Origin of the sequence: Flavobacterium qiangtangense, from assembly GCF_042658345.1 — a bacterium.
GTDB lineage: Bacteria > Bacteroidota > Bacteroidia > Flavobacteriales > Flavobacteriaceae > Flavobacterium > Flavobacterium qiangtangense.
Genome location: NZ_JBHSQB010000003.1, coordinates 160,260 through 185,482, shown reverse-complemented (window position 1 = coordinate 185,482; position 25,223 = coordinate 160,260). Strand labels below are relative to the sequence as shown.

Sequence of the window (25,223 nt, the reverse complement as noted above, 5' to 3'; positions counted from 1 at the left end):
TACAAATAGTTTAGTTAAGTGGCTAATTTAATCTAATACCAACTAAATATTAACAAAAATTTAATAAATAGATTATATACAAAAAAAGCCTGCTAAACAGCAGGCTTTTTATTGATAATGTAATGTAATTATTCTTTAACCACTTTTATGGTTTTAGTTTCATTATTAACTGTTACTTTAACCAAATAGGTTCCGTGAGTTAAATCCGACATGTCTATTTGACTCTCTGTAGCATTAATCTTTTTTGCAAGAACTTTTTGTCCTAACAAATTGAATACTGCAACATCAGAAATATCTTGAGAGTAAGAAAGATTCAAAACAGCTTTAACCGGATTTGGATAAGCGCTTAATTTCGAAATTGTAGCAAAATCATCCGTTCCTAATGCTTGAGAACAAATAATTCCTCTTGTTCTGTTCGTTTCTTCTGCTCCACATTGACTATTTAAATGTGAATAAAATCTAATAACTGCAGTTGAAGTTGCTGTCCAAGTTAAAGGTGTCGCTCCATAAACAATTGGCGCAGTTCCAGCTTCATTAGAAATTGTAATAAAATCACTTGTTCCTGATGAAAAAGTATATGTGTTCCCCGAAACTACATTTACTTTTGAAAACTCTCCAGCATACCCGGCAGTCGTAACCGAGTTTACAGTAGTTCCATTACAAGTAGGCACGGTATAAGTGGCTGCTGGCCATTGACCATTTTCAGCAACTAAACAATATCCTGGCGATGGAGCGGTTGTAAAGCTCCATTCAGCACATCCAACAGATTCTCCACCTGCGTTTTTAGCGATAACTTTCCAATGTATAACTGTATTGTAAGCGTTTATAACTAAATCTGTACCTGTTGTATTTGTCAAATAATTTGCAACTAAATCCATGTCTCCAGGATCTCCTGAATACAAATCATAAGAAACAACGGCATCACCGGTTGTTGGGATACTCCAAGAAAGAGTAATTGGTCCGGCAGGAATTCCCGTTGCTCCATTTGCAGGAACTGGGGTTCCTGGGCAACCTGATGCCACAATATTCGTGAAAGCAAAAGGTCCGCTCCAATCACTTTTGTCTGTTGCAGAACAACTAGCTCTCACATAAAATTGATAATTTGATCCAGCAACCAAAGTTGCCGTGAAAGGATTTGCTATACCTACTGATGTTGGTGTTCCTGTAACTGTTCCTCCTGCGGTAACATTCACTAATTCTACATCCCACAAACTTTCGGTACCGCCAGCAGTCCAAGATAGATTAGCAGAAGTTGGAGTGATCGCCGTAACTGTTAACGCTGTCGGCTGGATACAACTTGGCAAAGCATCGCTCACGAAATCATCTGCATAAAGCTCAAATTCGTCAGTTCCGGTCGCGCGAACTGCCACATAAACGGTTTGACCAGTATATGCAGCTAGATTGAACTCTTTCTTTGTCCACACTGCGGGTGCATCTTGTGAAGCCTGAAGAACTACAGAAAATGATGTCGCCGCTGTATTGTTTGTAGTAGAAAGACGTACTTCATAAGATTCTAAAAACGTAGCAGATCTAGATTTAATCCAAAAAGATAATCTAGTATTTACTCCAGCGGTTACTGTGATTGGCTGTGTAATCAAATAATCGTCGTGTGCTGTTGCATTGTAAGAAATTCGCATAGCATTTGGAGCACTGTGAGCACCATCAGTAATTAATGCCGCGCCTCCAACGGCCCAAGCGTTTGCTCCACCACCATTGATAATAGCCCAGCCAGCGGGCAAATTAGTATTGGCGTCAAAATTTTGGGTAAATTGTGCATTTGCTCCGAAAAAACAAAAAATCGCAAATAATAACAGTGTAATTTTCTTCATATAAAAGATTTTTAAGTAAATATTTTACTAAATTACAAAAAACAACACAATATATTCTAAAATTAACAAAAAAAACAAAAAGGGTAAATATTATGCATATTTACCCTTTTAAATTAAATAAATTAACACTTTACTTCAAGCTTTCCACTTGAACCATCTCGTCAGCTTCTGATTTATAATCTACTCCTGCAACGTCAAATCCAAATAAGTTATAAAAATCTTTTCTATAACCTTCTAAATCTCCAATTTCAGCTAAGTTTTCTGTAGTTGCTTTCGTCCACAATTGCGCCACTTTTTCCTGAATATCGTCACGCATTTCCCAATCATCAATTCTTATTCTCCCTTTTTCATCAGTCGCAACCTCGCTTCCTGAGAACAATCTGTCTTGATATAATCTTTGGATTTGCTCGATTGTTCCTTCATGAACGCCTTCTTCCTTCATAATTTTATACAATAAAGAAATATACAAAGGAATTACTGGAATCGCAGAACTTGCTTGAGTCACCAACGCTTTATTTACAGAAACATAAGCTTTTCCATCGATATCTTTTAAAGAATCAGTGATTGAAAATGCAGTCGCTTCCAAGTGATCTTTTGCACGACCAATTGTTCCTTTTCTGTAAACTGGCTCAGTCAAAGATGGCCCAATATAAGAATAAGCAACCGTTGTAGCGCCTGAAGCCAAAAGGTTTTCTGCTTTTAAAGCATCAATCCACATTGCCCAATCTTCACCGCCCATAACAGCAACTGTGTTTTCAATATCGTCTTCTTTGCTTGGCTCAATTGAAATTTCTGAAACTTTTCCGGTGTGAAAATCAACAGTTTTGTTTGTATAAACATCTCCAATTGGTTTCAAAACTGAACGATGCGTAACTCCAGTATTTGGATTTGTACGCACTGGCGAAGCCAAACTATATATTACCAAATCAACTTGACCCAAATCTTTTTTGATTAAGTCTAAAGTTTCTCTTTTTACTTCGTTAGAAAATGCATCTCCGTTGATGCTTTTTGCATATAAACCTGCTTTGTGCGCTTCCGTTTCAAAAGCAGCAGAATTGTACCAACCTGGTGAAGCCGTTTTTCCTTCAACTGGCGGTTTTTCAAAGAAAACTCCAATTGTTGATGCATCTGAACCAAAGGCACTTGTGATTCTAGAAGCCAAACCAAATCCGGTTGAAGCGCCGATCACCAATACTTTTTTAGCGCCTTCGATTTTTCCTTTTGATTTAACGTATTCAATTTGGTTTTTAACGTTTTGCTCAGCTCCTTTTGGATGTGCAGTCAAGCAAATAAATCCTCTCATTCTTGGTTCTATAATCATAAAACTTTAGTTTAATCGTTTGTTTTTGTAATCGTTTATTCTTTGTAAATTGTAAACAAATATAATTCAAATTATTAGTTCAGCAAGGCTTTTGCGTGATTTAAGGCAGAATCAGAAATGTCTTTTCCAGAAAGCATTTGTGCAATTTCTACAATTCTTTCGTCTTTTGAAAGCAATCTTAATTCTGATAAAGTTTGTTCGCCGACCGTTGATTTTGAAACTTTAAAATGCGCATTTCCTTTTGCAGCGATTTGTGGCAAATGCGTAATTGCGAAAACCTGCATCGTCTTGCTCATATCTTTCATGATATCGCCCATTTTGTGTGCGATTTCTCCTGAAACTCCTGTATCTATTTCATCAAAAATAATCGTTGGAAGTTTCTGATATTGAGCCAAAATAGATTTCACGGCAAGCATAATTCTAGACAATTCTCCACCGGAAGCCGTTTTTTTCAGTAATCCAAAATCAGATCCTTTGTTTGCAGCGAAAAGAAATTCTAAATCATCTTTACCATTATTGTGATAGGTTGAAGATTGCGTTACTTCTATTTTAAAACGAACATTTGGCATTCCCAATAAATCTAAAATGGCAATCAATTTTTCAGTCAAAACCGGAATTGCCTTGATTCTATTTTTATGTATGGAAACTGCTAAAACGTCTAATTCCTTTTCAGCGGAAGCAATTCCTGTTTCTGCTTTCTCAATTTCGCTTTGCAAACTATCGACAGAAATCACTTTATTATCCAAAACCTCTTGGATTTCAACCAATTCGTCAATCGAAGAAACTTGATGCTTTTTCTGAAGATTGTAAATCGTTTGCAGTTTTTGATTGGTCAAATCCAATTGCTCTGGATCGTTTGTCAAGCCCTCGCCTATTTGATTTAATTCAGAAACAATGTCATCAAATTCTATGGAAACGCTATTTATTCTTTCCAATAGCGAATTATATTCTGGAGAAAAACTTGAAATTTTTTGCAAAGCAAATTTGATTTCCTTTAAGTTTTGCAAAACTCCAAATTGTTCTGCTTCAGAAATTGCCAACGATTTGTCGATGCTTTCTTTGATGAATTCAACGTTGTTTAATTGTTCAAAAACAGATTCTAATTCTTCTTGCTCGCCTGATTTTAATTTGGCCGAAAGCAATTCTTCCAATAAAAATGAATTGTAATCCTGCTCTTTTGAAGCTTCCTGCAATTTTATTTTCAAGTCTGAAAGATTGCTTTTCAAACTTTTATATTTTTTCAGAAGCAAAGAATATTCTGAAATTGTATTTTGGTTATTTCCGATGGAATCAATAATATCGAATTGGAAATTTTCTTCGGATAATTCTTGCGTTTGGTGTTGCGAGTGAATGTCAATTAAAAATTCTCCGAGCGATTGCAATTCCTGTAAATTAACCGGACTGTCATTTACAAAAGCGCGCGATTTCCCAGATGGAAGAATTTCTCTTCGTATAATTGTTTGGTTTTCAAAATCTAAATCGTTAGCCTCAAAAAAGGATTGGAGATTGTATCTTGAGATTTCAAAATGTGCTTCGATGACACATTTTTCTTCTTTGTTTTTAAGGGAACTCAAATCGGCGCGTTTCCCTAAAACCAAACCTAAAGCTCCTAAAACAATGGATTTTCCAGCTCCGGTTTCTCCTGTGATAATAGAGAAATTTTCTGAAAAATCAATATTTAGCTTTTCAATTAATGCGAAGTTTTTTATGGATAGTGAAGTTAGCAATGACTTAAATTTTAAGAATGAAGTTTAAATTAATTACTGATGCCCTAGCCCAGATTAAAGCGGAAATCCTTTTTCAGCAAATGTCTATTTTTTGCTGACGCAAAAGAGCGACCAACGGAAGCTCCTTTTGTGGCTTGCAAAAAAAGACATTTGCGAAAAAGATTGTAGCGGAAAGCTGGAAATAGCTTCTTAAAAAACTAGAACCTGATATTTCCCCATTTGCTTGAATTCAAGGGCGAAATTCGGTTTAAATTTTCTACCAAATCAGCCACTGCAATACTGGGACCGCCTGAAAAGATGGAAACCAACTCGTCTGACTTGGCATCAAAAAATACTCTGGTCAAAAAGGCATTTGGTCGCAAATCATAAATAGCAGAAAGCGTTTTCACTGAGGCTTTTACCCTTTCTTTCGCTTGTTTTTGATTATCCGCCATCATATCCATGCCAGAATGATATTCTAACATCGCTTCACGGTAAGGACTGAAAGTATTTGAACGTATGTCGTTGATTAAGAAATATCTAGAAAGATTTCCGTCAGATTGATTCCAACCTTTTGAACCGCCTTGTTGTGCTAAAATCGCTACGTTTTGAGCTAGTTCATAATATTGATCGCCTCCTTTTGAAGTAAAAGTATCGGCGTCTAATCCCATGATCATGTAGCTGTAAAAAGCGACTACAGAAATAAGATTTGAGTCGTAACTGTTTGGATTAAAAAACAAAGTTTCAAACTCTAAATACTTGAACGAGAAATCTTTATCATTGTAATTAAAAACTGGAGACGTGTAAGAAGAATTAAAAACCGGACGCGAAGATTGCACTTGAATCGTCCCTGTAAACTGGTCTGAATTATATGCTGAAAGGTTGATCAACATACTGCATTCAATCTTTTCGTTGTCTTTAAAAGTTTGGTTTGTCCAGCGTGTTTTGTTTATAAAATCGGTCAGCGATCGCTCTAATGTCTTGAAAATCTGCGGGTTTGCATTTGTGATTCTATCATAATTTATGGAAACCTTGCAGTTCAATTCTTGCGCCTGAAGCGATCCAGCCATTAAGAGAAAAAGAAAAATTATCTTACTCATAAAAATGTTTTGTTACTTTGTTTAAAATATCTTCTGCAACGGCTTCTTTTGACTTTAATTCCATAGGTTCGATATTGAAATCTTTATCTATGAAAGTGATTTTATTGGTTGATTTTCCAAAACCAGCGCCTTCGTCCTGAAGCGAATTGAGAACTATCAAATCTAGGTTTTTTTTCTGGATTTTCAGCTTTGCATTTTCAATTTCATTCTCTGTTTCTAAAGCAAATCCGATTAAAAACTGGTTTTTCTTTATTTTTCCCAAAGAAGCCAAAATGTCTTGCGTTTTTTCAAGCTCGATATTCAAATCTACTTCTGTCTTCTTGATTTTTTGCGTCGCCGGAAATTTTGGTCGGTAATCTGCAACAGCTGCTGCTGCAATTGCTACATCAACAGTGTCAAAAAACTGATGGCAAGCTTCATACATTTCTTTAGCCGAAACGACGGAAACTAATTTAATACTTGAATTTTCAAGTTTTAAATGCGTTGGACCAGAAACCAAAATAACTTCGGCACCTAAATTTGAAGCGTGCTTTGCAATATCAAAACCCATTTTTCCAGAGGAATGATTTCCTATAAAACGCACGGGATCGATGGCTTCGTATGTGGGACCAGCAGTAATTAAGATTTTTTTTCCTTTTAAGGGAAGTTTGCTTTCGAGATCAGCTTCGAGAAAAGCGATTATATTTTCTGGTTCAGCCATTCTTCCTTCGCCAGAAAGTCCGCTTGCGAGTTCTCCAGACTCAGCCGGAATCATAGTGTTTCCAAAGCTTTTGAGAAGATTGAAACTTGCTAAAGTAGAAGGATGTTTGTACATATCCAAATCCATCGCAGGCGCGAAATAAACCGGACATTTCGCAGATAAATAAGTAGCGATCAAAAGATTATCAACAGTTCCGTTTGCCATTTTCGACAAAGTATTTGCCGTTGCTGGAGCAATTACGATTAAATCGGCCCAAAGACCTAATTCAACGTGATTGTTCCAAACCGCATTGTCATCATCTTCATTATAAAACGTGGAATGAACCGGATTTTTTGAAAGCGTGGAAAGTGTAAGCGGTGTTACAAAATCCTTAGAAGCAGGTGTCATTATCACTTGGATATTGGCACCTGCTTTTATAAAAAGTCTTACTAAAGAGGCTGTTTTATATGCGGCAATTCCACCGGAAACTCCCAGCACTATTTTTTTACCGTTTAAAACAGACATAAGTATTATTTAGTAGTATCTCTGTGATAGATTTTGTCTTCTAACCATTCTTGAACTGCTAAAGCGTGTGGCTTAGGCAATTTTTCGTAGAATTTTGAAACTTCGATTTGTTCTTTGTTTTCAAAGATTTCTTCTAAGCTGTCATTATATGTAGCAAATTCTTCTAATTTCTCTGTCAATTCTTTTTTGATTTCAGAGTTAATTTGATTTGCTCTTTTAGCCATAATAGTTATCGCTTCATACACATTACCTGTCGGTTCTTCAATCACACTCTTGTTATAAGTAATTGTGTTTACTGGAGCAGTCGTCTTTTTTAAATCCATGACTTATTTTTAATTAGAAAATTGTTGTAATTCTTTTTCGATAGCTTCCAATCTTTTGTCAGCTTCTTCTTTATATTTTGTTGACTCATTGAATTTAATCAAAGCCGCGTAAGCTCCTTTTGCAAAATCCAATCTTTCTTTTTTTCTGTTTTCAATACTGTTTATCGCTAATGTGTAAGCAGAATCAAATCTGTAATACAAAGCATCTTCTTTAAACGGCGTTCCTGGATAATCAGCGATAAAGTTATCTAATGCTTTAATTGCTGCAGAGTAATCTCTTGTGTATCCACCAATTGTATTATACTGCTTTGCAATTTCAAATGCTTTTTTCTCTAATTTTTCTCTCAAATCTTTAATAATGACATTCGCTTGAGGCAAATATTGAGAATTTGGATACTGATTAATGAAATTTTGCAATTTATCAATCGCTTTGTCCGTACTTCCTTGATCTAGTGAATATCTTGGAGATTCTTTTGAGTAACTTTCTGCACTTAAATATGCTGCTTCTTCTACTTTTTCACTTTTTGGATAACTTGAAGCAAAACTTTCGAATTGGTATCCTGCTAAATAATTTTGTTTTGTCTTATAATATGACTGTGCAAACATATAAAACATCTTTTCCGCGCCTGGTTTTCCTCTGTATGTTGGAGCAATTTGTTCAAAAAGACGAATTGCCTTCGTATATTTTCCAGCATCATACATCTTTGTAGCTACTTCATATTTTAAAGTAACATCTTCAGATTTTAAAGCTTTTTGATAAGAACTGCAAGAACCTAAAGTTATCGCAAGAATAAGTATGAAAAATATTTTGTTCATTGTCAGTTTATGTTTACTAATTTTTCAGTCTATGAAACTTTAAAAAATCAACCGCAAATTTAGTTATTAATTATGATTAAAAAAACATTTTTTTTCAGCATCAATTTAACTGAAAAACAAAAAAAAGATGCCGAAAAACGACACCTTTTTAAACGAATTTATTTTGTATTTATTTTGGAGCTGTAACTGGACTCGTGAAATTTTTCATTTCGTTGTCAAACAAATACAAACCTCCTTTATCGTCACCAATCAAATTGATTTTATCCAAGATATATCTGGCATTTGCTTCTTCTTCAATCTGCTCTGCCACATACCATTGCAAGAAATTGTGTGTCGCATAATCTCTTTCGTCTAAAGCAATTCCAACCAAATCATTGATGCTTTCTGAAACTTTAATTTCGTGCTCCAATAATTGTTTGAACAAAACTTTATAGCTTGTCAAGTCCAAAACAGGTTCCACAGTTCCAGAAATTTTTGCCTGTCCGCCTCTTTGGTTGATGTATTTTACCAATTTTAGCATGTGTAATCTTTCTTCTTCTGACTGCGCAAACATGAAAGTCGAAATCCCTTCGAAACCTTGAATTTCTGCCCAAGATGCCATTGCAAGGTAAATTTGAGACGAATCTCCCTCCACTTTAATCTGTTTATTTAATGCGTCTTGTATCGTTTGTGATAACATAATCTTCTTTTTAAAAATCTAATTTACTGTTTTTGCAACGAAATCTTTTAATCTTTTGGCTAAATCTTCGTTAACATTTACTAAAGGCAAACGTACTGTATTTTCCGACAATCCCAAAGATTTAAAGATTTCTTTAACACCGCCCGGATTTCCTTGCTCAAAAATCATATCAATTGAATCTGCAATTTCGTAATGAATTTTATAAGCTTCGTCCACTTTTCTTTCTAAACCAAGGCGAACCATTTCTGAAAATTGCTTTGGGAAACCTTCCGCAATTACTGAAATTACTCCCGCTCCACCGGCCAAAACCATCGGAAGCGTTACCATATCATCGCCAGAAATCACCAAGAAATCTTTTGGTTTTAACTGAATTAATTTCATCGCTTGAACAATATCGCCCGCCGCTTCTTTAATGGCGACGATATTTTTAAAATCATTTGCCAAACGAATTACCGTCGAAGGCAAAACATTGCTTCCGGTTCTTCCAGGAACGTTATATAAAATCACAGGAAGCGGTGAAACTTCTGCAATCGCCTTAAAATGCTGATAAATTCCTTCTTGAGTTGGTTTGTTATAATAAGGAGAAACTGAAAGAACGGCAGAAAATCCAGTAAAATCTCTGGTTTTTAATTCTTCTACAACTTCAGCCGTATTGTTTCCGCCAACGCCCAAAACCAATGGCAGTCTTCCATTATTGGTTTCAATAACGGTTTTTATCACCAATTCTTTTTCTTCTTTTTTCAATGTCGCCGGTTCGCCAGTAGTTCCAAGAACTACCAGATAATTGATTCCGTTGTCAATTTGATAATTGACAATTCTTTTCAAGGCTTCCACATCCACAGAAAAATCTTTTTTGAATGGTGTAACAAGTGCAACGCCTGTTCCTATAAGTGACTGCATAATTATATTTTGTTTAGTATTTTTAGATATTTGAATAATTCGGATACAAAAACTTTATAATTTTCGGCATTTGTGCTAATCATAAAGTGGTTTAATCTTTTATCGATTGTTGAAAAACCAACCTTAAAATTGGCTTTCGATTTAAAAGTCGTAATCATCAACGGCGCTTTTTCCGTGTCATAATAGCTGATAAGCATGTCAAATTCTTGATTGGTAAAATTGGTCACATTTTCGTTTTCCAAAATTCCTTTGAAACTCAAATCTTTATGGCTAAAACTCGGGTAATTTATGGATTCTTTCTTCTTAAATCTATCTTTGTAAAGCAGAATTTGAATATTCTCACGCATGATTCCATTAGCCAAAAGTTCTTCAATCAAGTTGACCTTATCTTCAAAATAAGTCTTGTCGATAAGCAATCCAATTGTTTCTATGGGATGCGGAGAAGGATTTCCCTTAACGTGCAGGAAACTTTTTTTTAAAGTTCTTTTCGCAGAAAAATTCTTGAAAAAATTTAGAAACATAGTACTTTTGCTTGGAGTTACAAATTTAATCAAATAAGCCGTATTTCAGATGGTAAATCTAAAAAACTACAACGTTATCTTAAAACATTTTGTTGTAATTACAACATTATTCTTCGCTTTTGGTTGTTCAAATCAAAAGGAATATATTTCGAAAATTGAAGGAAAACAAATTGGAGTTACCAATTCTAATGGAGAAAACGCTAACATTGAGGCGTTTATAAAACCTTACAGAGAAAATATCGATAAAGATATGAACGAAGTTTTGGCTTATGCTCCAGAAACTTTGGAAAAAAGTAAAGGTCAGTGGCAAACTAGCATCGGAGGTCTTCAAGCCGACATTACTTTGGCTTCTGCCAATAAAATTTTACAATTAAGAGAAAAAAAATCCGTTGACATCTGCCTTTTGAATCACGGAGGCATTCGCGCGATTATTCCACAAGGAAATGTGACCACAAGAACGGCTTTTGAACTGATGCCTTTTGAAAATAATTTGGTTGTTGTAGCTTTAAAAGGTGAGCAAATCGTGGAAATGGTTGACTATATTATTAAAGAAAGAAAACCACACCCGCTTTCTGGAATGCAAATTATTTTGACCAAAGACGAGAAATCATACAAAAGTATTTCTGTTCAAGGAAAACCTTTGGACTTAAATACAACCTATTATGTTGCCACGAACGATTATTTATATAACGGCGGCGACAGTATGTATTTCTTTAAAAAAGGAAGCGCTGTTTATGATTTAGATTATAAATTAAGAAATGTCTGGATTGATTATTTCAAGGAAGTGGACACGATTCCAACTCCAAAGAATCAACGAATTATTTTAGACTAGGTTCAAATCCAAACAAAAATATCAAAATGAAAAGAAGAGATTTTATACAAAAAAGTGTAGCCGGTTCAGCATTATTAACTGTCGGCGGATTGTCTTTGAGCAGTTTTACAACTTTAGAAACCAATCACATCACCATTTTACATACCAATGACGTTCACAGTCACATCGACCCGTTTCCAGCCGACCATCCGCGAAATGCAAATATGGGCGGAGTTGCCAGAAGAGCGAATCTGGTTGAGAGCATCCGCAAGGAAAACCCAAACGTTTTGCTTTTAGACGCCGGAGATATTTTTCAAGGAACGCCATATTTTAATTATTATGGAGGCGAATTGGAATTTAAGTTGATGAGTATGCTGAATTATGATTTGGCCACGATGGGAAATCACGATTTTGACAACGGTCTGGAAGGGTTTGTGGCGCAATTGCCTCACGCTAAATTTGACTTCGTAAGCGCCAATTATGATTTCAAAAACACCATGCTCGACGGAATCGTAAAACCATACAAAACCTTCAAAAAAGCCGGAATTAAGATTGGCGTTTTTGGTTTAGGAATTGAATTGGAAGGTTTGGTTGATAAGAAAAATTACAAAGAAACGGTTTATAAGAATCCTGTTGAAACCGCGCAAGAAATGACAAGAATCTTGAAAACACAGGAAAAATGTGACTTGATTATCTGTCTTTCGCACATCGGTTACAGCTACGGAAAAGATTCTGACAAAATTTGCGACTTAAAATTAGCCGAACAAACTAAAGACATCGACTTGATTATCGGAGGACACACGCATACTTTCTTGGACAAACCAACTATCGTCAAAAACCTTGACGGAATTGATACTTTGGTAAACCAAGTGGGTTGTTACGGAATCAATTTGGGAAGAATCGACTTTTATTTTGATAAAGATAAAAACAAGAGTAACTCTGGAAGAACGATTGTAGTTTAAAAAATTAGCGAATTAGCAGGTTTCAAAATTCGCTAATTCGCTAATTCACTTATTGAGAAAGCATTTCGATAAAATCATCTTCCGAGATAATCGCCACATTCAGTTTCGTAGCTTTTTCCAATTTCGCAGGTCCCATATTATCGCCTGCAATCACAAAATCGGTTTTTGCAGAAATAGAACTTCCTACTTTTCCGCCGTTATCTTCAATTGCTTTTTTCAAATCATCACGATTGAACTTTGTAAAAACTCCAGAAACCACGAAGGTATTTCCAGCTAATTTATCAGTAGCATCTGGATTGAAAACGTTTTTCGTTTCCAATTGAACGCCATAATCTTTTAATCTTTGAATGATAATTTGGTTTTCATTATTTTCAAAAAATTCCACTACGCTTTGCGCAATTCTTTCTCCAATTTCATCCACCAAAATCAAATCCATTAAGCTTGCATTTCTTAAATTATCTATATTTTGGTAATGCTTAGCGAGTTTTTTCGCAACCGTTTCTCCGACATAACGAATTCCAAGAGCGAACAAAACGCGTTCAAACGAAACTTCCTTAGATTTCTGAATTCCATTAACCAAATTTTCAGCAGATTTCTGTGCCATTCGTTCCAACGGAATTACTTGAGCGACAGTCAAATCATATAAATCAGCGTAATTTTGAACCAAATTATTATTAAAAAGTAAAGCAACTGTTTCACCGCCCAAACCTTCAATATCCATTGCTTTTCTTGAAATATAATGTTGGATTCTTCCAATAATCTGTGGCGGACAACCGTAAAAATTCGGGCAGTAATGCTGTGCCTCGCCTTCTTTTCGAATCAATTCCGTTTGGCATTCTGGGCAATTTGTGATGTAAACCGTCGGAAGCAAATCTAACGAGCGCTTTGTGAAATCGACACCAATAATCTTAGGGATAATTTCTCCGCCTTTTTCTACAAAAACTTCATCGTCCACACGAATATCCAGTTTTTCTATTTGGTCGGCATTGTGCAAAGATGCACGTTTTACAATAGTTCCCGCCAATTGAACCGGTTCTAAATTAGCTACAGGCGTAATCGCCCCAGTTCTTCCCACTTGGTACGAAATCGAATTTAGTTTGGTCGAAACTTGCTCCGCTTTAAATTTGTAGGCAATCGCCCAACGTGGCGCTTTTGCCGTGTAACCCAATTCATCTTGCAAATGCAAATTGTTCACTTTTATCACAACACCGTCTGTTTCATAAGGCAAATCGTGGCGATGAATGTTCCAATGTTCAATAAATTCGAAAACTTCGTCGATGCTTTTGACCAATTTTGCTTCCTTTGGAACTTTGAAACCAAAATTTCTGGCTTTTTCCAAACTTTCAAAATGGGTCGCAAACTTCACATCATTTCCGATAAAAGTGTATAAAAGACAATCTAATGGACGCTTAGCAACCTCCGCACTGTCTTGCAATTTCAGGCTTCCGGAAGCTGTATTTCTAGGATTTGAATAAGGCGTTTCTCCGCTTTCAATCAATTCCTGGTTCATCTTTGCAAAACCTTCCAACGGCAAAATAATCTCACCGCGAATTTCAAAATTATCTGGATAATCGCCTTTCAATTGCAACGGCACCGAACGAATTGTCTTGATATTATTTGTCACTTCATCGCCTTGAAATCCGTCACCGCGAGTTACCGCGCGCTTTAATTTTCCGTTTTCGTAAGTCATTGAAATCGAAGCGCCATCGTATTTTAATTCGCAAGTATATTCCAAAGGAACATCGCCTAAAATCTTCTGGATTCGCTTTTCCCAATCCAAAACATCTTTCTTTGAATATGAATTATCCAACGAATACATTCTGTTTTTATGAGTAATCGTATTAAAGTTTTTGGTAATCATCCCGCCCACTCTTTGCGTTGGCGAATTCTCGTCAAAGAATTCTGGGTGTTTTTCTTCCAAATCCTGAAGTTCTTTCAATTTCAAATCAAAATCATAATCTGAAATCGTGGGATTATCTAAGACGTAATAATTATGATTGTGAAGATTGAGCTCTTCGCGTAAAGATTGGATGGTTTGATAAATGTCCATAAAAAATTGGCTATTTTAGTTCTGTAAACAGAGCACTAAAATAACCAATTTCCATTAAATATTGTAATTTAAGAAGCTTGAATTATACCATTAATTTGAAGATATAATTGGCCGTCGCTCAAGATTGCTCCTTGTTGAATCAATTCAAAAATAGCTTCATTTCTATCTTTGTCATAATTTTTCTGTCCTAATTTAATTTCCACAGTTTCGGTAAACATATTATCACTTAACCATTGCAAACCTTCTTTGGTCATAAAATCAGTTTCAGGAACTAAAGATTTCAAAACGATAGTTTTTACCAAAGTTTCCTGACAGTGAAAAAGGAAAATAAAGTTTTTAGAAAAATGTTCTAAATAATTCGCTCCAGTTAAAACACCTTCCCAAATTAAATCTGAAAAAACATCTAATTCTTGCTCCGCAACTTCTGGCTGTTGCGCTTTAATATTATCCCACTCACCTTTGTCAATGGATTGTGTTGCTAAAAAATTAGCAAATTCTTGATGAAGCGCTTCGAACTGTTCTTTTGTTAGTCTTCTGTATTTCATAGTCATTGCGAGGAACGAAGCAATCCGCTCCTCATTTATTTATTATTAGTACTTAATTTCGTGATGAGATTGCTTCGTTCCTCGCAATGACATCAAAAAAAAATCCCGACTTTCATCGGGATTCTATATTGATGTTGAAAAATATTATTTCTCAGCAACGATTTCGTAAGGTAATTCAACGATAACATCTCTGTGTAATCTTACGCTAGCAGTATATTTTCCTGTACGTTTAACAACACCTGAAGTGATGAATTTTCTATCGATTGGTTGACCAGCTTTTTCTAAAGCATCAGCGATATCAATATTTGTGATTGAACCAAAAAGTTTCTCACCACCAGCTTTAGCTGTAAGTTTGATTTCAAGAGCTTTCAATGATTCTGCTACTTTTTTAGCGTCATCAACTACTTTTGCTTCTTTGTGTGCTTTTTGCTTCAAGTTTTCAGCCAAGATTTTCTTAGCAGAAGGAGTTGCCATGTGAGCAAACCCTTGTGGGATTAAAAAATTACGACCGTATCCGTTTTTCACAGTTACTACATCGTCTTTAAAACCTAAATTTTGAACGTCTTTTTTTAAGATCAATTCCATGTTGTTGTCCTTTTAATAGAAGTTAGGTTCCGTTTGACGAGAAACCAACAACTGTGTTTTTATTATTTTAATAAATCGGCCACGTATGGCATTAAAGCTAAATGTCTTGCTCTTTTTACAGCAACAGACACTTTTCTTTGGTATTTTAAAGAAGTTCCTGTTAAACGACGAGGAAGAATTTTTCCTTGTTCGTTAACGAATTTCAATAAGAAATCTGCATCTTTATAATCGATATATTTGATACCAGATTTTTTGAAACGACAATACTTTTTAGTTTTGTTTGTTTCTATGTTCAAAGGCGTTAGATATCTGATATCTCCGTCTTTTTTTCCTGAAGCTGATTGTTGTAGGGTTGCCATAATAATTATACTTTAGCTGCTTTTAATTTTGCTCTTCTTCTTTCTGCCCAAGAAATTGCATGTTTATCAAGACTTACAGTCAAGAAACGCATGATTCTTTCGTCACGTCTAAATTCAGTTTCAAAAGCAATTAGGATTTCTCCAGATACTTTGTACTCAAACAAATGGTAAAAACCACTTTTTTTGTGTTGGATTTCGTAAGCCATTTTTTTTAGGCCCCAATCCTCTTTTGATACCATCTCGGCTCCTCTAGAAGTAAGAAAATCTTCGAATTTGCTTACTGTTTCCTTTACCTGTACTTCAGATAAAACGGGATTCAAGATGAAAACAGTCTCATAATGATTCATAATAGTATATTTTATTTGTTATAAAATTGGGTGCAAAAGTAATCATTTATTTTTAATACGCAAGCGAAATCCAACTATATTCGATGAAGTACAAAAAAACGGTATAAAAATTGTTTTTGTATCAAAAAAATATTTTACATTTATCCAGCCCAATCTATAAATCCTATATTTTATGAAATTGAATTGTGTTGTTGTGGATGACAGTGCCATACAAAGGATGACAGTGACCAAGCTTGTTGCTAACCACCCAAACCTCAACTTGGTAGGCGATTTTTCTAACGCCATCGAGACCAAAAACTGCTTGACTAATAAAGATGTTGACCTTATCTTTTTAGACATTGAAATGCCTATTATCAACGGCTTTGATTTGCTTGACGGCTTGAAGGTAAAACCACAAATTATTTTTATTACATCAAAAGCAGAATATGCCGTAAAAGCATTTGATTATGATGCGACTGATTATCTTCAAAAGCCAATTTCGCCACAGCGTTTCAACGCTGCCGTGAAGCGAGCAATGGATTTATACACGCTTCGCAAGGAAAATATTGACGAAGATAGCGAACATATTTTCATCAAGAGCAATCTAAAGAAATTAAAAATATTCACGGCAAAAATCAAATGGATAGAAGCTTATGGCGACTATGTAAAGGTAGTAACCGAAGACGAAAACCACTTGGTTTTATCGACTATGAAATCATTTGAAAGCGATTTATCAAAAGAACGTTTCATCCGCGTGCACAAATCGTTCATTATCAATATCGACAAAGTAGATAAATTCAACAGTAAGTTTGCTGAAATTGGCGCAACAAAAATTCCTTTGAGCAGAAACAAAAAAGAAGACTTGGTGAAAGCTTTGGCTACAGCCTAATAAAAATCAACGTTCGCGACCACTTTAATCGGTCGATATTGCGGGACAGCTTCAAAACTATTCAGTATTTTCTGGATAGTTTTTTTTGTGCTTCCAAGTGGCTTATTGGTTGGAATTTTTATCAAAATCGTTCTAATGTATTCGTTTCTGATTCTGCTGATTGCAGGTTCTTCCGGACCTAAAACTGGCAAATCTAAATTCTGGCTCATCACTTGGTACAGCCACATAGAACCTTCTTTCAATTTATCAAAATCACGATGTTTCAGCGTAATTTTAACCAACCTATAATAAGGAGGATATTTAAAAATATGTCGGTCATACAATTGCTCCTTGTACATTCCGAAGTAATCGTTGTTCGTCACCTGCTGAATCGTGTTGTGGTTCGGATTATACGTCTGGATAATTACTTTTCCTCTTTTCTCCGAACGTCCTGCCCTTCCCGAAACCTGCGTCATCATCTGAAAACTTCTTTCAAAAGCCCTAAAATCAGGATGGTACAGCATATTATCGGCATTCATAATTCCGACCAAAGACACATTATCAAAGTCCAAACCTTTGGCAAGCATCTGTGTTCCCACCAAAATATCGATTTCCCGATTCTTAAAACTGTCTATTATTTTTTCGTAGCCGTATTTTCCTCGAGTTGTATCTTGGTCCATTCTCCCTACTTTTTTCTCTGGAAATAATTCCTTGATTTCCATTTCAATCTGTTCGGTACCAAAACCTTTTGTCGTTAAATCCACGCTGGAGCAATTGTGGCAATTGGTAGGCTTTGCCATAGAATACCCACAATAATGGCAACGTAACTGATTCTTATTCTTGTGATACGTCAAGCTCACGTCACACTGCGGACATTCCGGAACGTGACCGCAGGTAATACATTCCAAAACTGGCGAATAACCTCTTCGATTCTGAAACAAGATAATTTGTTCGCCAAGCGCCAAAGCTTCCGCCATCTGTTCCAAAAGCGTATCGCTGCAATGTCCTTTCATCCTTTTTCGGAAGTATTTGTCCTTCAAATCCACCAATTCAATCTCGGGCATCATCACATTTCCATAACGCTCGCTGATTTCCACCAGACCAAATTTATCATTAGTCGCATTAAAATACGTTTCCAAACTTGGCGTAGCCGAACCCAAAAGCACTTTTGCTTTAAAGGAATTCGCCAAAACAATCGCGGAATCCCTTGCGTGGTATCGCGGTGCGGGATCGTGCTGTTTAAAAGTTTGTTCGTGTTCTTCGTCAATAATGACCAAGCCCAGATTTTGGAAAGGCAAAAACAACGCCGACCTTGCTCCTATCACAATCTTTGCTTTCGGGGAATTGTCAAGCACCTGTTTCCAAACCTCAACACGTTCGTTATTGGTATATTTTGAATGGAAAACCGCAACTTGGTTTCCAAAAAACGAAGTCAACCGCCCGACCAATTGTGTCGTGAGGGCAATTTCGGGCAAGAGAAACAAAACCTGCTTGCCTTCCTTTATATATTCTTCAATTAATTTAATGTAGATTTCCGTCTTGCCACTTGACGTTACGCCGTGCAAAAGGCAGACTTCTTTTTCGGTAAATGATTTAGTGATTCCGTCAAAGGCATTTTGCTGTGCGGGACTCAACTGCAGGTTTTTTTCCTTCAGGTTTTGGTCAAAAGAAACGCGGTCTTCCTGAATGTGGTATTCTTCAAAGATGCCTTTTTCCACCAACGCTTTTATGATTGAAGACGAAGTTCCCGACTTTTCGACCAATTGCTTTACTGAAATCGGCTTTTTGTCAACCGCTTTCAACTGAAAAAACGAAAGCACGATGTCTTTCTGTTTCTTGGCCGATTTCAGCTTTTCGAGCAAATCCGAAAGTCCTTCATTAGAATCATATTTCGCACTCAGTCGCACATATCTGATCAGCTTCGGCGTATATAATTCCACCACTTCTTCCTCCAGCGTCAAGATATTTTTGTCAATCATCTTTTGCAAAACCGGAAAAACCGTCTTCTTGCCCAAGATCGAAATGATGTCCTGCACTTTCAGCGAACTCTGGTGTTGTAACGCGTCAAAAATCAGAAACTCCTCGTCAGAAAGCATGGCTTCGTCAATAAAAATATCTTTAGCCTGCGAAATCACGGTTTCGGTTTCCAGCAAGAAAGCCGAAGGCATCGCGCCACGATACACATCACCGATGGCACACATATAATAGGACGCGATCCATTGCCAATGCGCAATCTGAATGGCGGTAACAACGGGTGTTTCGTCTAAAATCTGGTGGATTTCCTTGGCTTCGTATAAAGTAGGCTCGTTTTGGTGCAGTTCAATCGCCAGCGCCGTATAAATCTTGCTTTTCCCAAAAGGCACCGCAATGCGCATTCCCTTTTTGATGTAACTGTACTCTGCTTCTGAAACGCGATACGTAAAAGTTTTGGACAGCGACAAAGGAAGAATGACTTCTACAAAATACATTTTTGGCGGGTTTGATTGTGTTACAAAGATAGGGGTTTTGAAGAAGGAAACAATCTCTTCTGACAGGACTCATCAATCAAATCATAATCTTAAAAGTATAACATATCAAATTTAAATAAATTGCCTTTGCTAAATTTAGTCATAACACAATCCCCTTCAATGATATTTGCTTTTTTTATAAGAATTTTCAAATAATATATAAATTAATGATAAAAAGGCATTTCGACGACTGGCATAAACCATTTTAAAAAATGCTCAAAAATAAATGACACTGAATATACAAACAGCAATAATGAAATTCCTTTTATTAAAAAGTAACCCACATTTTCCTTTTCTATTTCTATATTATTAATTCTTTTGCCTAAGACAAACTGTAGCGATTTATCAATTAAATAATAACACAAAAAGGTATACAAAAAGGTAAATCCCATAAAGATTGTGATCTTCTGCATTACCGAGAAAAATGTATTATCGATACTCTCACTTTTAATTATAATTTCAATTGAATTCTCAACTTGCTCAAGAGCAATCTTAAGAAAGATAAAAAATGAAACAAGTAATGAAGAAACCCATATTGAAAATGACGTATTAACCTTTTGGCTAGAATCATTTTTGATATTCATTTTTTTAGTCAAATATTGAATTGCCAAAAGCATTATTATAAAAGCTACAATTGCAACTATTACTGTAAAAAAGAGACTTTGCTTGTTCATGATTTATTTAGATTTTAAGGATATTCTCCAATTGTTTAAGTTAGATATTTCGCTCGCTATAATACCAGGGATGTTATTGGGTGATGTTGTCTCCCATAATGTATAATTTTGATTTTGTGCTTTAAAAGACAATCCATCGAATGGCAAATTTATTCCTAATATTGAATGACTGTATTGTTCACTACTCATTAGTGCAACATCATATCCATAATGCGATAAGACAGTGTATAGCAATAACGTTCTTGTATCGCAATCCCCTTTCAAATTAACCAAAAACTCTACTGGAGCATTGATTCCAAATTTTTGAAAACTATAACAATCCGCATTCTTTGATGAAAGATATTTTTTGATAAATGGATCGTTATATAAGCTAGGATTGCAATCTGTCTCTAATACTAACGCATAAGGTATGTCTTGCACAAAAGCTACCACCATTTCAGCAAATTTCATCTTATTCAGTTTATTTGACCGACCAATACTATCAAAGAGAGCATAAAGTCCATCCAACTTATCTTTATCATTTTCTTTAAGACTGTATAGAATTTTGTCATAACTTCTTAAATCATTTCCAAAAGATTGTAAATTCTGTTTATAGAAGTTTGATTTTTTGTAACTACTCAATTTTAACTTATACTCTCCTTCATATTTATTTCCTTCATAATCTTGCCAAGATCTAAAACGAGTTATAATAGAATCTCCTATTAAATTTTCCTGCTCATTTGGAGAAATATCTAAATCACTATGATCAACTATTGGTTCAACTACTTTTTCTGTTTCTCTCGGAGAATCTACAATTTTCGGCACAGGATTGTAATTAGTTGAATTCCCAAAAAAGATATTAAACAATCCTATAACAAAACCGATTAACAAGAAACAACTTAAAATCCGAAACACCCATTTCAAAAATGGTGCAAAATAATTAAGAAGCAAAATCACTAACCCTAATCCAATTACATATAAAGCACCTGGCAAAATTGACAAAACAAAAACAAATCCTAAAATGATTGCTAGCAATCCGAAAAATTCACTGAAACATCCTCTTTGTTCTGTTCCAAAAGTTGATTTTGAAGATATATTCGTAAAACCATTTATTTTGGGATTTCCGCCAAATATTTTTTCCCCCCAAACGGTATCATTGTGATTTTTACATTTATATTCATATTGAATGTAATTGCCAATATGCACTGTTTTTCCAGTTTTGATGCCACTTGATTCACAACCTACTTTTTTTATTGATTCTGGCTGAATTTTCTCTAAGCTATCTCCTGCATATGGCCCGAGAACTTCCTCAACAATTTCTTTCTCGTAATCTAAAACATATCCCGTGATTTTTCCTTTAAAACATCCAAAAACCTCATCACCTTCAGTCTGATGAAATTTTGCTATTGGTTTGAATTCATATAATTTAGGCTCAAGAATATTTATACCAAATGAACTACTATTTGCGTTTAATTCTACTAATAAAATAAGAGGCAATTTCTCTTTTGGAAAAGCCTTTCCATTAACAGTAAACTCTTTATTTTTTTGAAAATCTTTTGGATGAGAAGAAGAAACCTGAGCTTCATAGATTTCAAAATCATAAAACGATGAATTGTATAACTTCTCTTCTGAATGTAACAAATCACCACGATACTTACCTTCAATAGTACCACGCATAAATGTCTTTCTAGGAATCCTAAGCTCTTTGATAACTTTTTTATATAGCTTACCATCTTCTCCTTGAAAAGGCTCTTCACTCAATATGGTTTCAATTATATTCATTTGTCCTCACTTTCATTTTGAGCCTGATAGATTAGTTCTAATAAGTTAAATTCAGTATTCTGAATACTCTTAATTACTTTACGCTTTGTACGATATGGACTATCTGCCCAATATTCATACTTAGAAATTATTTCCTCTTTATATTCTTCTTGAATTTCATTCTTTAAAGTTCTATATCTTTCAATATTTATTTTTTTTATCTTATCGAGTAACAAATTCAATTCTTGTAAAGATTTAAAATTATACATAGCAATATTCTTTTGAAGCAAGTTAGAATAGGCTCTTTTGAATGTTATATACTCATCGACAATGATCTGATGCTCAATTTTTTTCTTTTTCTCATAGAACATTGTTTTATCTCTGATTTTATATTTAAAATAGATTGGCAATAAAAATAGCAGAACAATCATAGAGTTAATAACCCACGAATATGGATTTTCAGAAAGTAATAATTGGATACGCTTAATAAAAAAATTCGTTTTAGATAGTAAATAATCTAAATTATTATAATTATCAATTTTATCGTGTATTGCCTTTTTTAAACCTATCTGGCATTTTGCGAATTCTTGTTGAAGTAAACTATTTTTAATTTGAATATTATCAATTTGATTTACAAAATGATTATCACTTGCAATTTCATTATCCACTAGTGAATGTAAAACATGAACAACACTATCTTTCTTTGTTTTCTCCTTTTTATTCAGCCACACCTTACTATCCATCTTCTGCAAAGTATCCAACAATGATTTTGAATGCTTCATAAAAGCAATATCTTCTTTCACTTTTTGATCTATACGCAATATATTTTGCTTTGCTTTTTCTATCTCATCATTACTTCCTTTACTAATTAAATATTTATTAAAATCATTAAATATTTCTACCTCCTTTTTTATTAAAATACTATCCGAAACAATTATCATTTTTACTTTTTCCTCAACAATATGTTTGTTTAGACTTGACTTGACAGTTGAAGATAATAACTTAACATTTAGAGGTTGAGCAATTATAATTGCTAATAAGGTTATGAAACTTATTCGAAAAAACATTGATGCCGAAAAAAAAGAGTTTGTCTGCTTAATTGGATTCTCTTTTGTGGGCAATATTTGTGGGCAAACTGTGTATAATAGCAAAAGATACATATTAGTGACCATCATCGCCCAAACTATTCCAATTGGAATACTAACATATAATCGGTTTTCAAAAAGTGAGGAAGAAAATTCATAGGCACTGACAAAGCATCCAATAAAAATGAGGATTACAAACAATCCTATCAATGCAAAAGAAATTTGAATGCCGATAGAACAACGCCTGATAATATAATCATCTTCGCCAGAAAATATTGAAAGGAATAGCCTAAAACTATTAACCGCCTTGTTCATCCTTATTTATGTTTTTTATATACTCATCAAGGTTTTCATCAATTTTTTTCTGCTCCCTTTCCTTGTATTTTTGAACAGCGTAATCGGTAAGTTCTTTTTGTATTTCCGACACTTTCATCTTTTCGAACATTAGTTTGTCTGCTTCGTGGTTTACTATTAAATGCCTTTCAACACCAAGTTTGTCTTTATAAAAATCATACTTTATTTCTATACCGTTCTCTGCTCTAATCAAATCATCACGATTCTCTGCTAAATAATCATATGTTGTTTTGGTAAGCATCAATTTAAAGAATATAGGCGTGAGCTCTATCGCCATAAAGAGTAATGTAATAAAGAGTGAAATCCAAAAACCAGCAACTTCATGAGCAATTTTTATTCTTTCAAGAAGTCCATCTAGGCCGTTTGCAATCTTTTCATTATTCCCTCTTTCTTTTTCTTTAGATAACCTTAGCTCCTTTTTTTTGCTATTTAATTCATTTAATTCATCTCTATTTGCTCCATCAAATCTTTCTAATTCAACTTCTAATTTTGCTTGTTCCCTTTTAAGTGCCTTAGCAACTGGGCCTTCTCCTTGGCCTCTTCCACCCATTCCCTCAGACGTTTCTTTTCTATATTGATTTTCATAGTCTTTAATCCTATTAAGTATATCTGTTCTTTGAGACTCTATCTTTCCAAAATCAGCAACTAATAACTTTTCCCTATCTGCAAAAGTTTTATCAACTTTAGTTTGATATTCTGCCTGTTGCTCTAGTTGTTTTTCACGTAGTTTAATATCAATTTCAGTCTTAAACATCCTAATTTCTACAGGCTTTGAGATAGTCATTGCAATTATCATCCCCATCAAAATTCTAGGCATAGCACTTTTAAGTTCTCCCCAAGTTATTGCTTCAGTACCATCTCCTTTTCCTGTACTTGTAACAATAAACCTGTCTATATTGAAAATCATCAAGCCCCAAATTATTCCAAAAAATACAGCCAATCCAACCGTTTGCATGTCTACTGAGTTTTCAATGGCTGAGCCTCTTTCTTCAAAAATTGTATAAAAAGCATATCCACCAGCAATTCCTGCTAATGCACCCGTAGCAAATACAATTCCTCCCAAACACATATATTTGATTTGGTCAGAATATGTAGCTCTTTCTAGTAAATATCGATCGCCACCTGCACATTTCCAAAGGAATTTCATAATGGTACCTGCTTTAGGTAAATGGTAATAGTCTCGTGTCATAAAAAATCAATTTGGTTAAATGAACTATGTTTTGGTTTTATTGTTTTTATATTGAACTCTACATTCGAAAGCTTAACATTAATCTTTTTAATGTCAGAAGAAAAGTCTTTTGAAAAGCTCTGGGGTATTATTTTATTTTTCAGTTCAGGATTAAGATTATTAAATTCTGTTTTGAATGTCCTATTGATTAGAATGTTATCAGGCTCTACCTTTAACACATATTGTTGCTTTCTAAAAAAACCGTATACAGTTAAGATAATTTCTGGTTTAATTTTGTCTACATTAAAAAGCTTTATTTGGTTTTCTACAGTGAAGTGATTCCCGAATTTGTAATAAATAGCATTTCTAAATCTGTAATTAAAAATTATGATACTATTATCAAATAAATACTTATCAGAATAATGGAGATGCATAAATTGTATGCTTTTTCTTTTTCGAAAAAGCATAATAAAAAATCTTTTCAATATCTGTATAAGAAATCGAAGTTGATTAAACACAATTTTAAAGTAGTTAGAAATCAAGCGATAGATATTTTAATTTAATAATTTTCAATCTTACAACTTTTCCCACATCAAACAATCACATTTTGCGAATACTCGACCAACTGTAAGAAAACCTCCGCAAACATACTTCTCAAAAAACCACCTTCTTTACGGTTTTCCGTAAACACTTAAAAAAATTCAATCATTTAACAATTCAATCAAATATTTTTATATTTTTATCACAATACAATCGACTCCCCTACAATTGTAAAACAAATTATGTTTAA

General features: G+C 34.6%; 23 protein-coding genes. 3 read left to right on the top strand and 20 right to left on the bottom strand.

The window, feature by feature from the left end:
• Positions 1-128 precede the first annotated feature (128 nt).
• The 10 genes from ACFPVY_RS00865 to ACFPVY_RS00820 all read right to left on the bottom strand — a co-directional run bounded on the left by ACFPVY_RS00865 (position 129) and on the right by ACFPVY_RS00820 (position 10,399).
• On the bottom strand, positions 129-1,829 hold the full coding sequence (locus ACFPVY_RS00865; RefSeq protein ID WP_379789788.1) for a choice-of-anchor J domain-containing protein: 1,701 nt from the start codon (positions 1,827-1,829) through the stop codon (positions 129-131).
• Positions 1,830-1,959: 130 nt separating this feature from the next.
• Positions 1,960-3,150, bottom strand: a complete 1,191-nt coding sequence (gene fabV / locus ACFPVY_RS00860) for an enoyl-ACP reductase FabV (protein ID WP_379789787.1) — start codon at positions 3,148-3,150, stop codon at positions 1,960-1,962.
• A gap of 74 nt (positions 3,151-3,224) precedes the next feature.
• On the bottom strand, positions 3,225-4,877 hold the full coding sequence (recN, locus tag ACFPVY_RS00855) for a DNA repair protein RecN (protein WP_379789786.1): 1,653 nt from the start codon (positions 4,875-4,877) through the stop codon (positions 3,225-3,227).
• A gap of 197 nt (positions 4,878-5,074) precedes the next feature.
• Positions 5,075-5,956 (bottom strand): type IX secretion system protein PorD, encoded by an 882-nt coding sequence (gene porD / locus ACFPVY_RS00850; RefSeq protein ID WP_379789785.1) that lies wholly within the window; start codon positions 5,954-5,956, stop codon positions 5,075-5,077.
• The gene (gene coaBC, locus ACFPVY_RS00845; RefSeq protein ID WP_379789784.1) at positions 5,949-7,160 is read right to left on the bottom strand and encodes a bifunctional phosphopantothenoylcysteine decarboxylase/phosphopantothenate--cysteine ligase CoaBC; all 1,212 of its coding nucleotides are present in this window, start codon (positions 7,158-7,160) and stop codon (positions 5,949-5,951) included. Before coaBC ends, porD begins: the two co-directional genes overlap by 8 nt.
• 5 nt (positions 7,161-7,165) lie before the next feature.
• Positions 7,166-7,483 (bottom strand): DNA-directed RNA polymerase subunit omega, encoded by a 318-nt coding sequence (locus ACFPVY_RS00840; protein ID WP_125013154.1) that lies wholly within the window; start codon positions 7,481-7,483, stop codon positions 7,166-7,168.
• Positions 7,484-7,492: 9 nt separating this feature from the next.
• Positions 7,493-8,299 carry an outer membrane protein assembly factor BamD gene (locus ACFPVY_RS00835; RefSeq protein WP_379789782.1) on the bottom strand — a complete coding sequence of 269 codons (807 nt, stop codon included), beginning with the start codon at positions 8,297-8,299 and terminating at the stop codon, positions 7,493-7,495.
• A gap of 169 nt (positions 8,300-8,468) precedes the next feature.
• Positions 8,469-8,978 carry a ferritin gene (locus tag ACFPVY_RS00830; RefSeq protein ID WP_379789780.1) on the bottom strand — a complete coding sequence of 170 codons (510 nt, stop codon included), beginning with the start codon at positions 8,976-8,978 and terminating at the stop codon, positions 8,469-8,471.
• Between the two features lie 18 nt (positions 8,979-8,996).
• Positions 8,997-9,878 (bottom strand): 4-hydroxy-tetrahydrodipicolinate synthase, encoded by an 882-nt coding sequence (dapA, locus tag ACFPVY_RS00825; RefSeq protein ID WP_379789779.1) that lies wholly within the window; start codon positions 9,876-9,878, stop codon positions 8,997-8,999.
• 2 nt (positions 9,879-9,880) lie between these two features.
• Positions 9,881-10,399 carry a DUF6913 domain-containing protein gene (locus tag ACFPVY_RS00820; protein ID WP_379789778.1) on the bottom strand — a complete coding sequence of 173 codons (519 nt, stop codon included), beginning with the start codon at positions 10,397-10,399 and terminating at the stop codon, positions 9,881-9,883.
• Positions 10,400-10,448: 49 nt separating this feature from the next.
• Here ACFPVY_RS00820 and ACFPVY_RS00815 point away from each other — a divergent pair, with 49 nt between their 5' ends.
• Entirely contained in the window at positions 10,449-11,231 is a 783-nt protein-coding gene (locus ACFPVY_RS00815) for a 5'-nucleotidase C-terminal domain-containing protein (RefSeq protein ID WP_379789777.1), read from the top strand.
• A 26-nt stretch (positions 11,232-11,257) separates the two neighbouring features.
• Positions 11,258-12,172, top strand: coding sequence for a bifunctional metallophosphatase/5'-nucleotidase (locus tag ACFPVY_RS00810; RefSeq protein WP_379789775.1), 915 nt, complete (start codon positions 11,258-11,260; stop codon positions 12,170-12,172).
• Between the two features lie 49 nt (positions 12,173-12,221).
• Here the strand turns inward: ACFPVY_RS00810 and ligA are convergent, their stop codons facing one another.
• From ligA to rpsF, 5 genes are all read right to left on the bottom strand, one after another.
• The gene (gene ligA, locus ACFPVY_RS00805) at positions 12,222-14,222 is read right to left on the bottom strand and encodes an NAD-dependent DNA ligase LigA (protein WP_379789774.1); all 2,001 of its coding nucleotides are present in this window, start codon (positions 14,220-14,222) and stop codon (positions 12,222-12,224) included.
• Between the two features lie 68 nt (positions 14,223-14,290).
• The gene (locus tag ACFPVY_RS00800; RefSeq protein WP_379789773.1) at positions 14,291-14,767 is read right to left on the bottom strand and encodes a DUF6495 family protein; all 477 of its coding nucleotides are present in this window, start codon (positions 14,765-14,767) and stop codon (positions 14,291-14,293) included.
• A 144-nt stretch (positions 14,768-14,911) separates the two neighbouring features.
• Positions 14,912-15,352: a 50S ribosomal protein L9 gene (gene rplI, locus ACFPVY_RS00795; protein ID WP_379789772.1), complete on the bottom strand. Its 441-nt coding sequence runs from the start codon at positions 15,350-15,352 to the stop codon at positions 14,912-14,914.
• Between the two features lie 62 nt (positions 15,353-15,414).
• The gene (gene rpsR / locus ACFPVY_RS00790; protein ID WP_007138295.1) at positions 15,415-15,711 is read right to left on the bottom strand and encodes a 30S ribosomal protein S18; all 297 of its coding nucleotides are present in this window, start codon (positions 15,709-15,711) and stop codon (positions 15,415-15,417) included.
• Between the two features lie 5 nt (positions 15,712-15,716).
• Positions 15,717-16,058 carry a 30S ribosomal protein S6 gene (gene rpsF / locus ACFPVY_RS00785; RefSeq protein ID WP_379789771.1) on the bottom strand — a complete coding sequence of 114 codons (342 nt, stop codon included), beginning with the start codon at positions 16,056-16,058 and terminating at the stop codon, positions 15,717-15,719.
• A gap of 172 nt (positions 16,059-16,230) precedes the next feature.
• On the opposite strand from rpsF, the gene ACFPVY_RS00780 reads away from it, so the two are divergent.
• The gene (locus tag ACFPVY_RS00780; RefSeq protein ID WP_379789770.1) at positions 16,231-16,926 is read left to right on the top strand and encodes a LytR/AlgR family response regulator transcription factor; all 696 of its coding nucleotides are present in this window, start codon (positions 16,231-16,233) and stop codon (positions 16,924-16,926) included.
• Here ACFPVY_RS00780 and priA read toward each other — a convergent pair.
• The 5 genes from priA to ACFPVY_RS00755 form a co-directional block, all read right to left on the bottom strand.
• Positions 16,923-19,373: a replication restart helicase PriA gene (gene priA, locus ACFPVY_RS00775; RefSeq protein ID WP_379789769.1), complete on the bottom strand. Its 2,451-nt coding sequence runs from the start codon at positions 19,371-19,373 to the stop codon at positions 16,923-16,925. The genes ACFPVY_RS00780 and priA overlap by 4 nt on opposite strands.
• A 203-nt stretch (positions 19,374-19,576) precedes the next feature.
• Complete coding sequence (locus ACFPVY_RS00770; RefSeq protein WP_379789768.1) at positions 19,577-20,086, bottom strand: hypothetical protein; 510 nt, start codon at positions 20,084-20,086, stop codon at positions 19,577-19,579.
• Between the two features lie 3 nt (positions 20,087-20,089).
• Entirely contained in the window at positions 20,090-21,847 is a 1,758-nt protein-coding gene (locus ACFPVY_RS00765; protein ID WP_379789767.1) for a hypothetical protein, read from the bottom strand.
• On the bottom strand, positions 21,844-23,226 hold the full coding sequence (locus tag ACFPVY_RS00760; RefSeq protein ID WP_379789766.1) for a DUF4407 domain-containing protein: 1,383 nt from the start codon (positions 23,224-23,226) through the stop codon (positions 21,844-21,846). The genes ACFPVY_RS00765 and ACFPVY_RS00760 overlap by 4 nt, the downstream gene beginning before the upstream one ends.
• Positions 23,210-24,454: a DUF4407 domain-containing protein gene (locus ACFPVY_RS00755; protein WP_379789764.1), complete on the bottom strand. Its 1,245-nt coding sequence runs from the start codon at positions 24,452-24,454 to the stop codon at positions 23,210-23,212. The genes ACFPVY_RS00760 and ACFPVY_RS00755 overlap by 17 nt, the downstream gene beginning before the upstream one ends.
• Between the last annotated feature and the right edge of the window lie 769 nt (positions 24,455-25,223).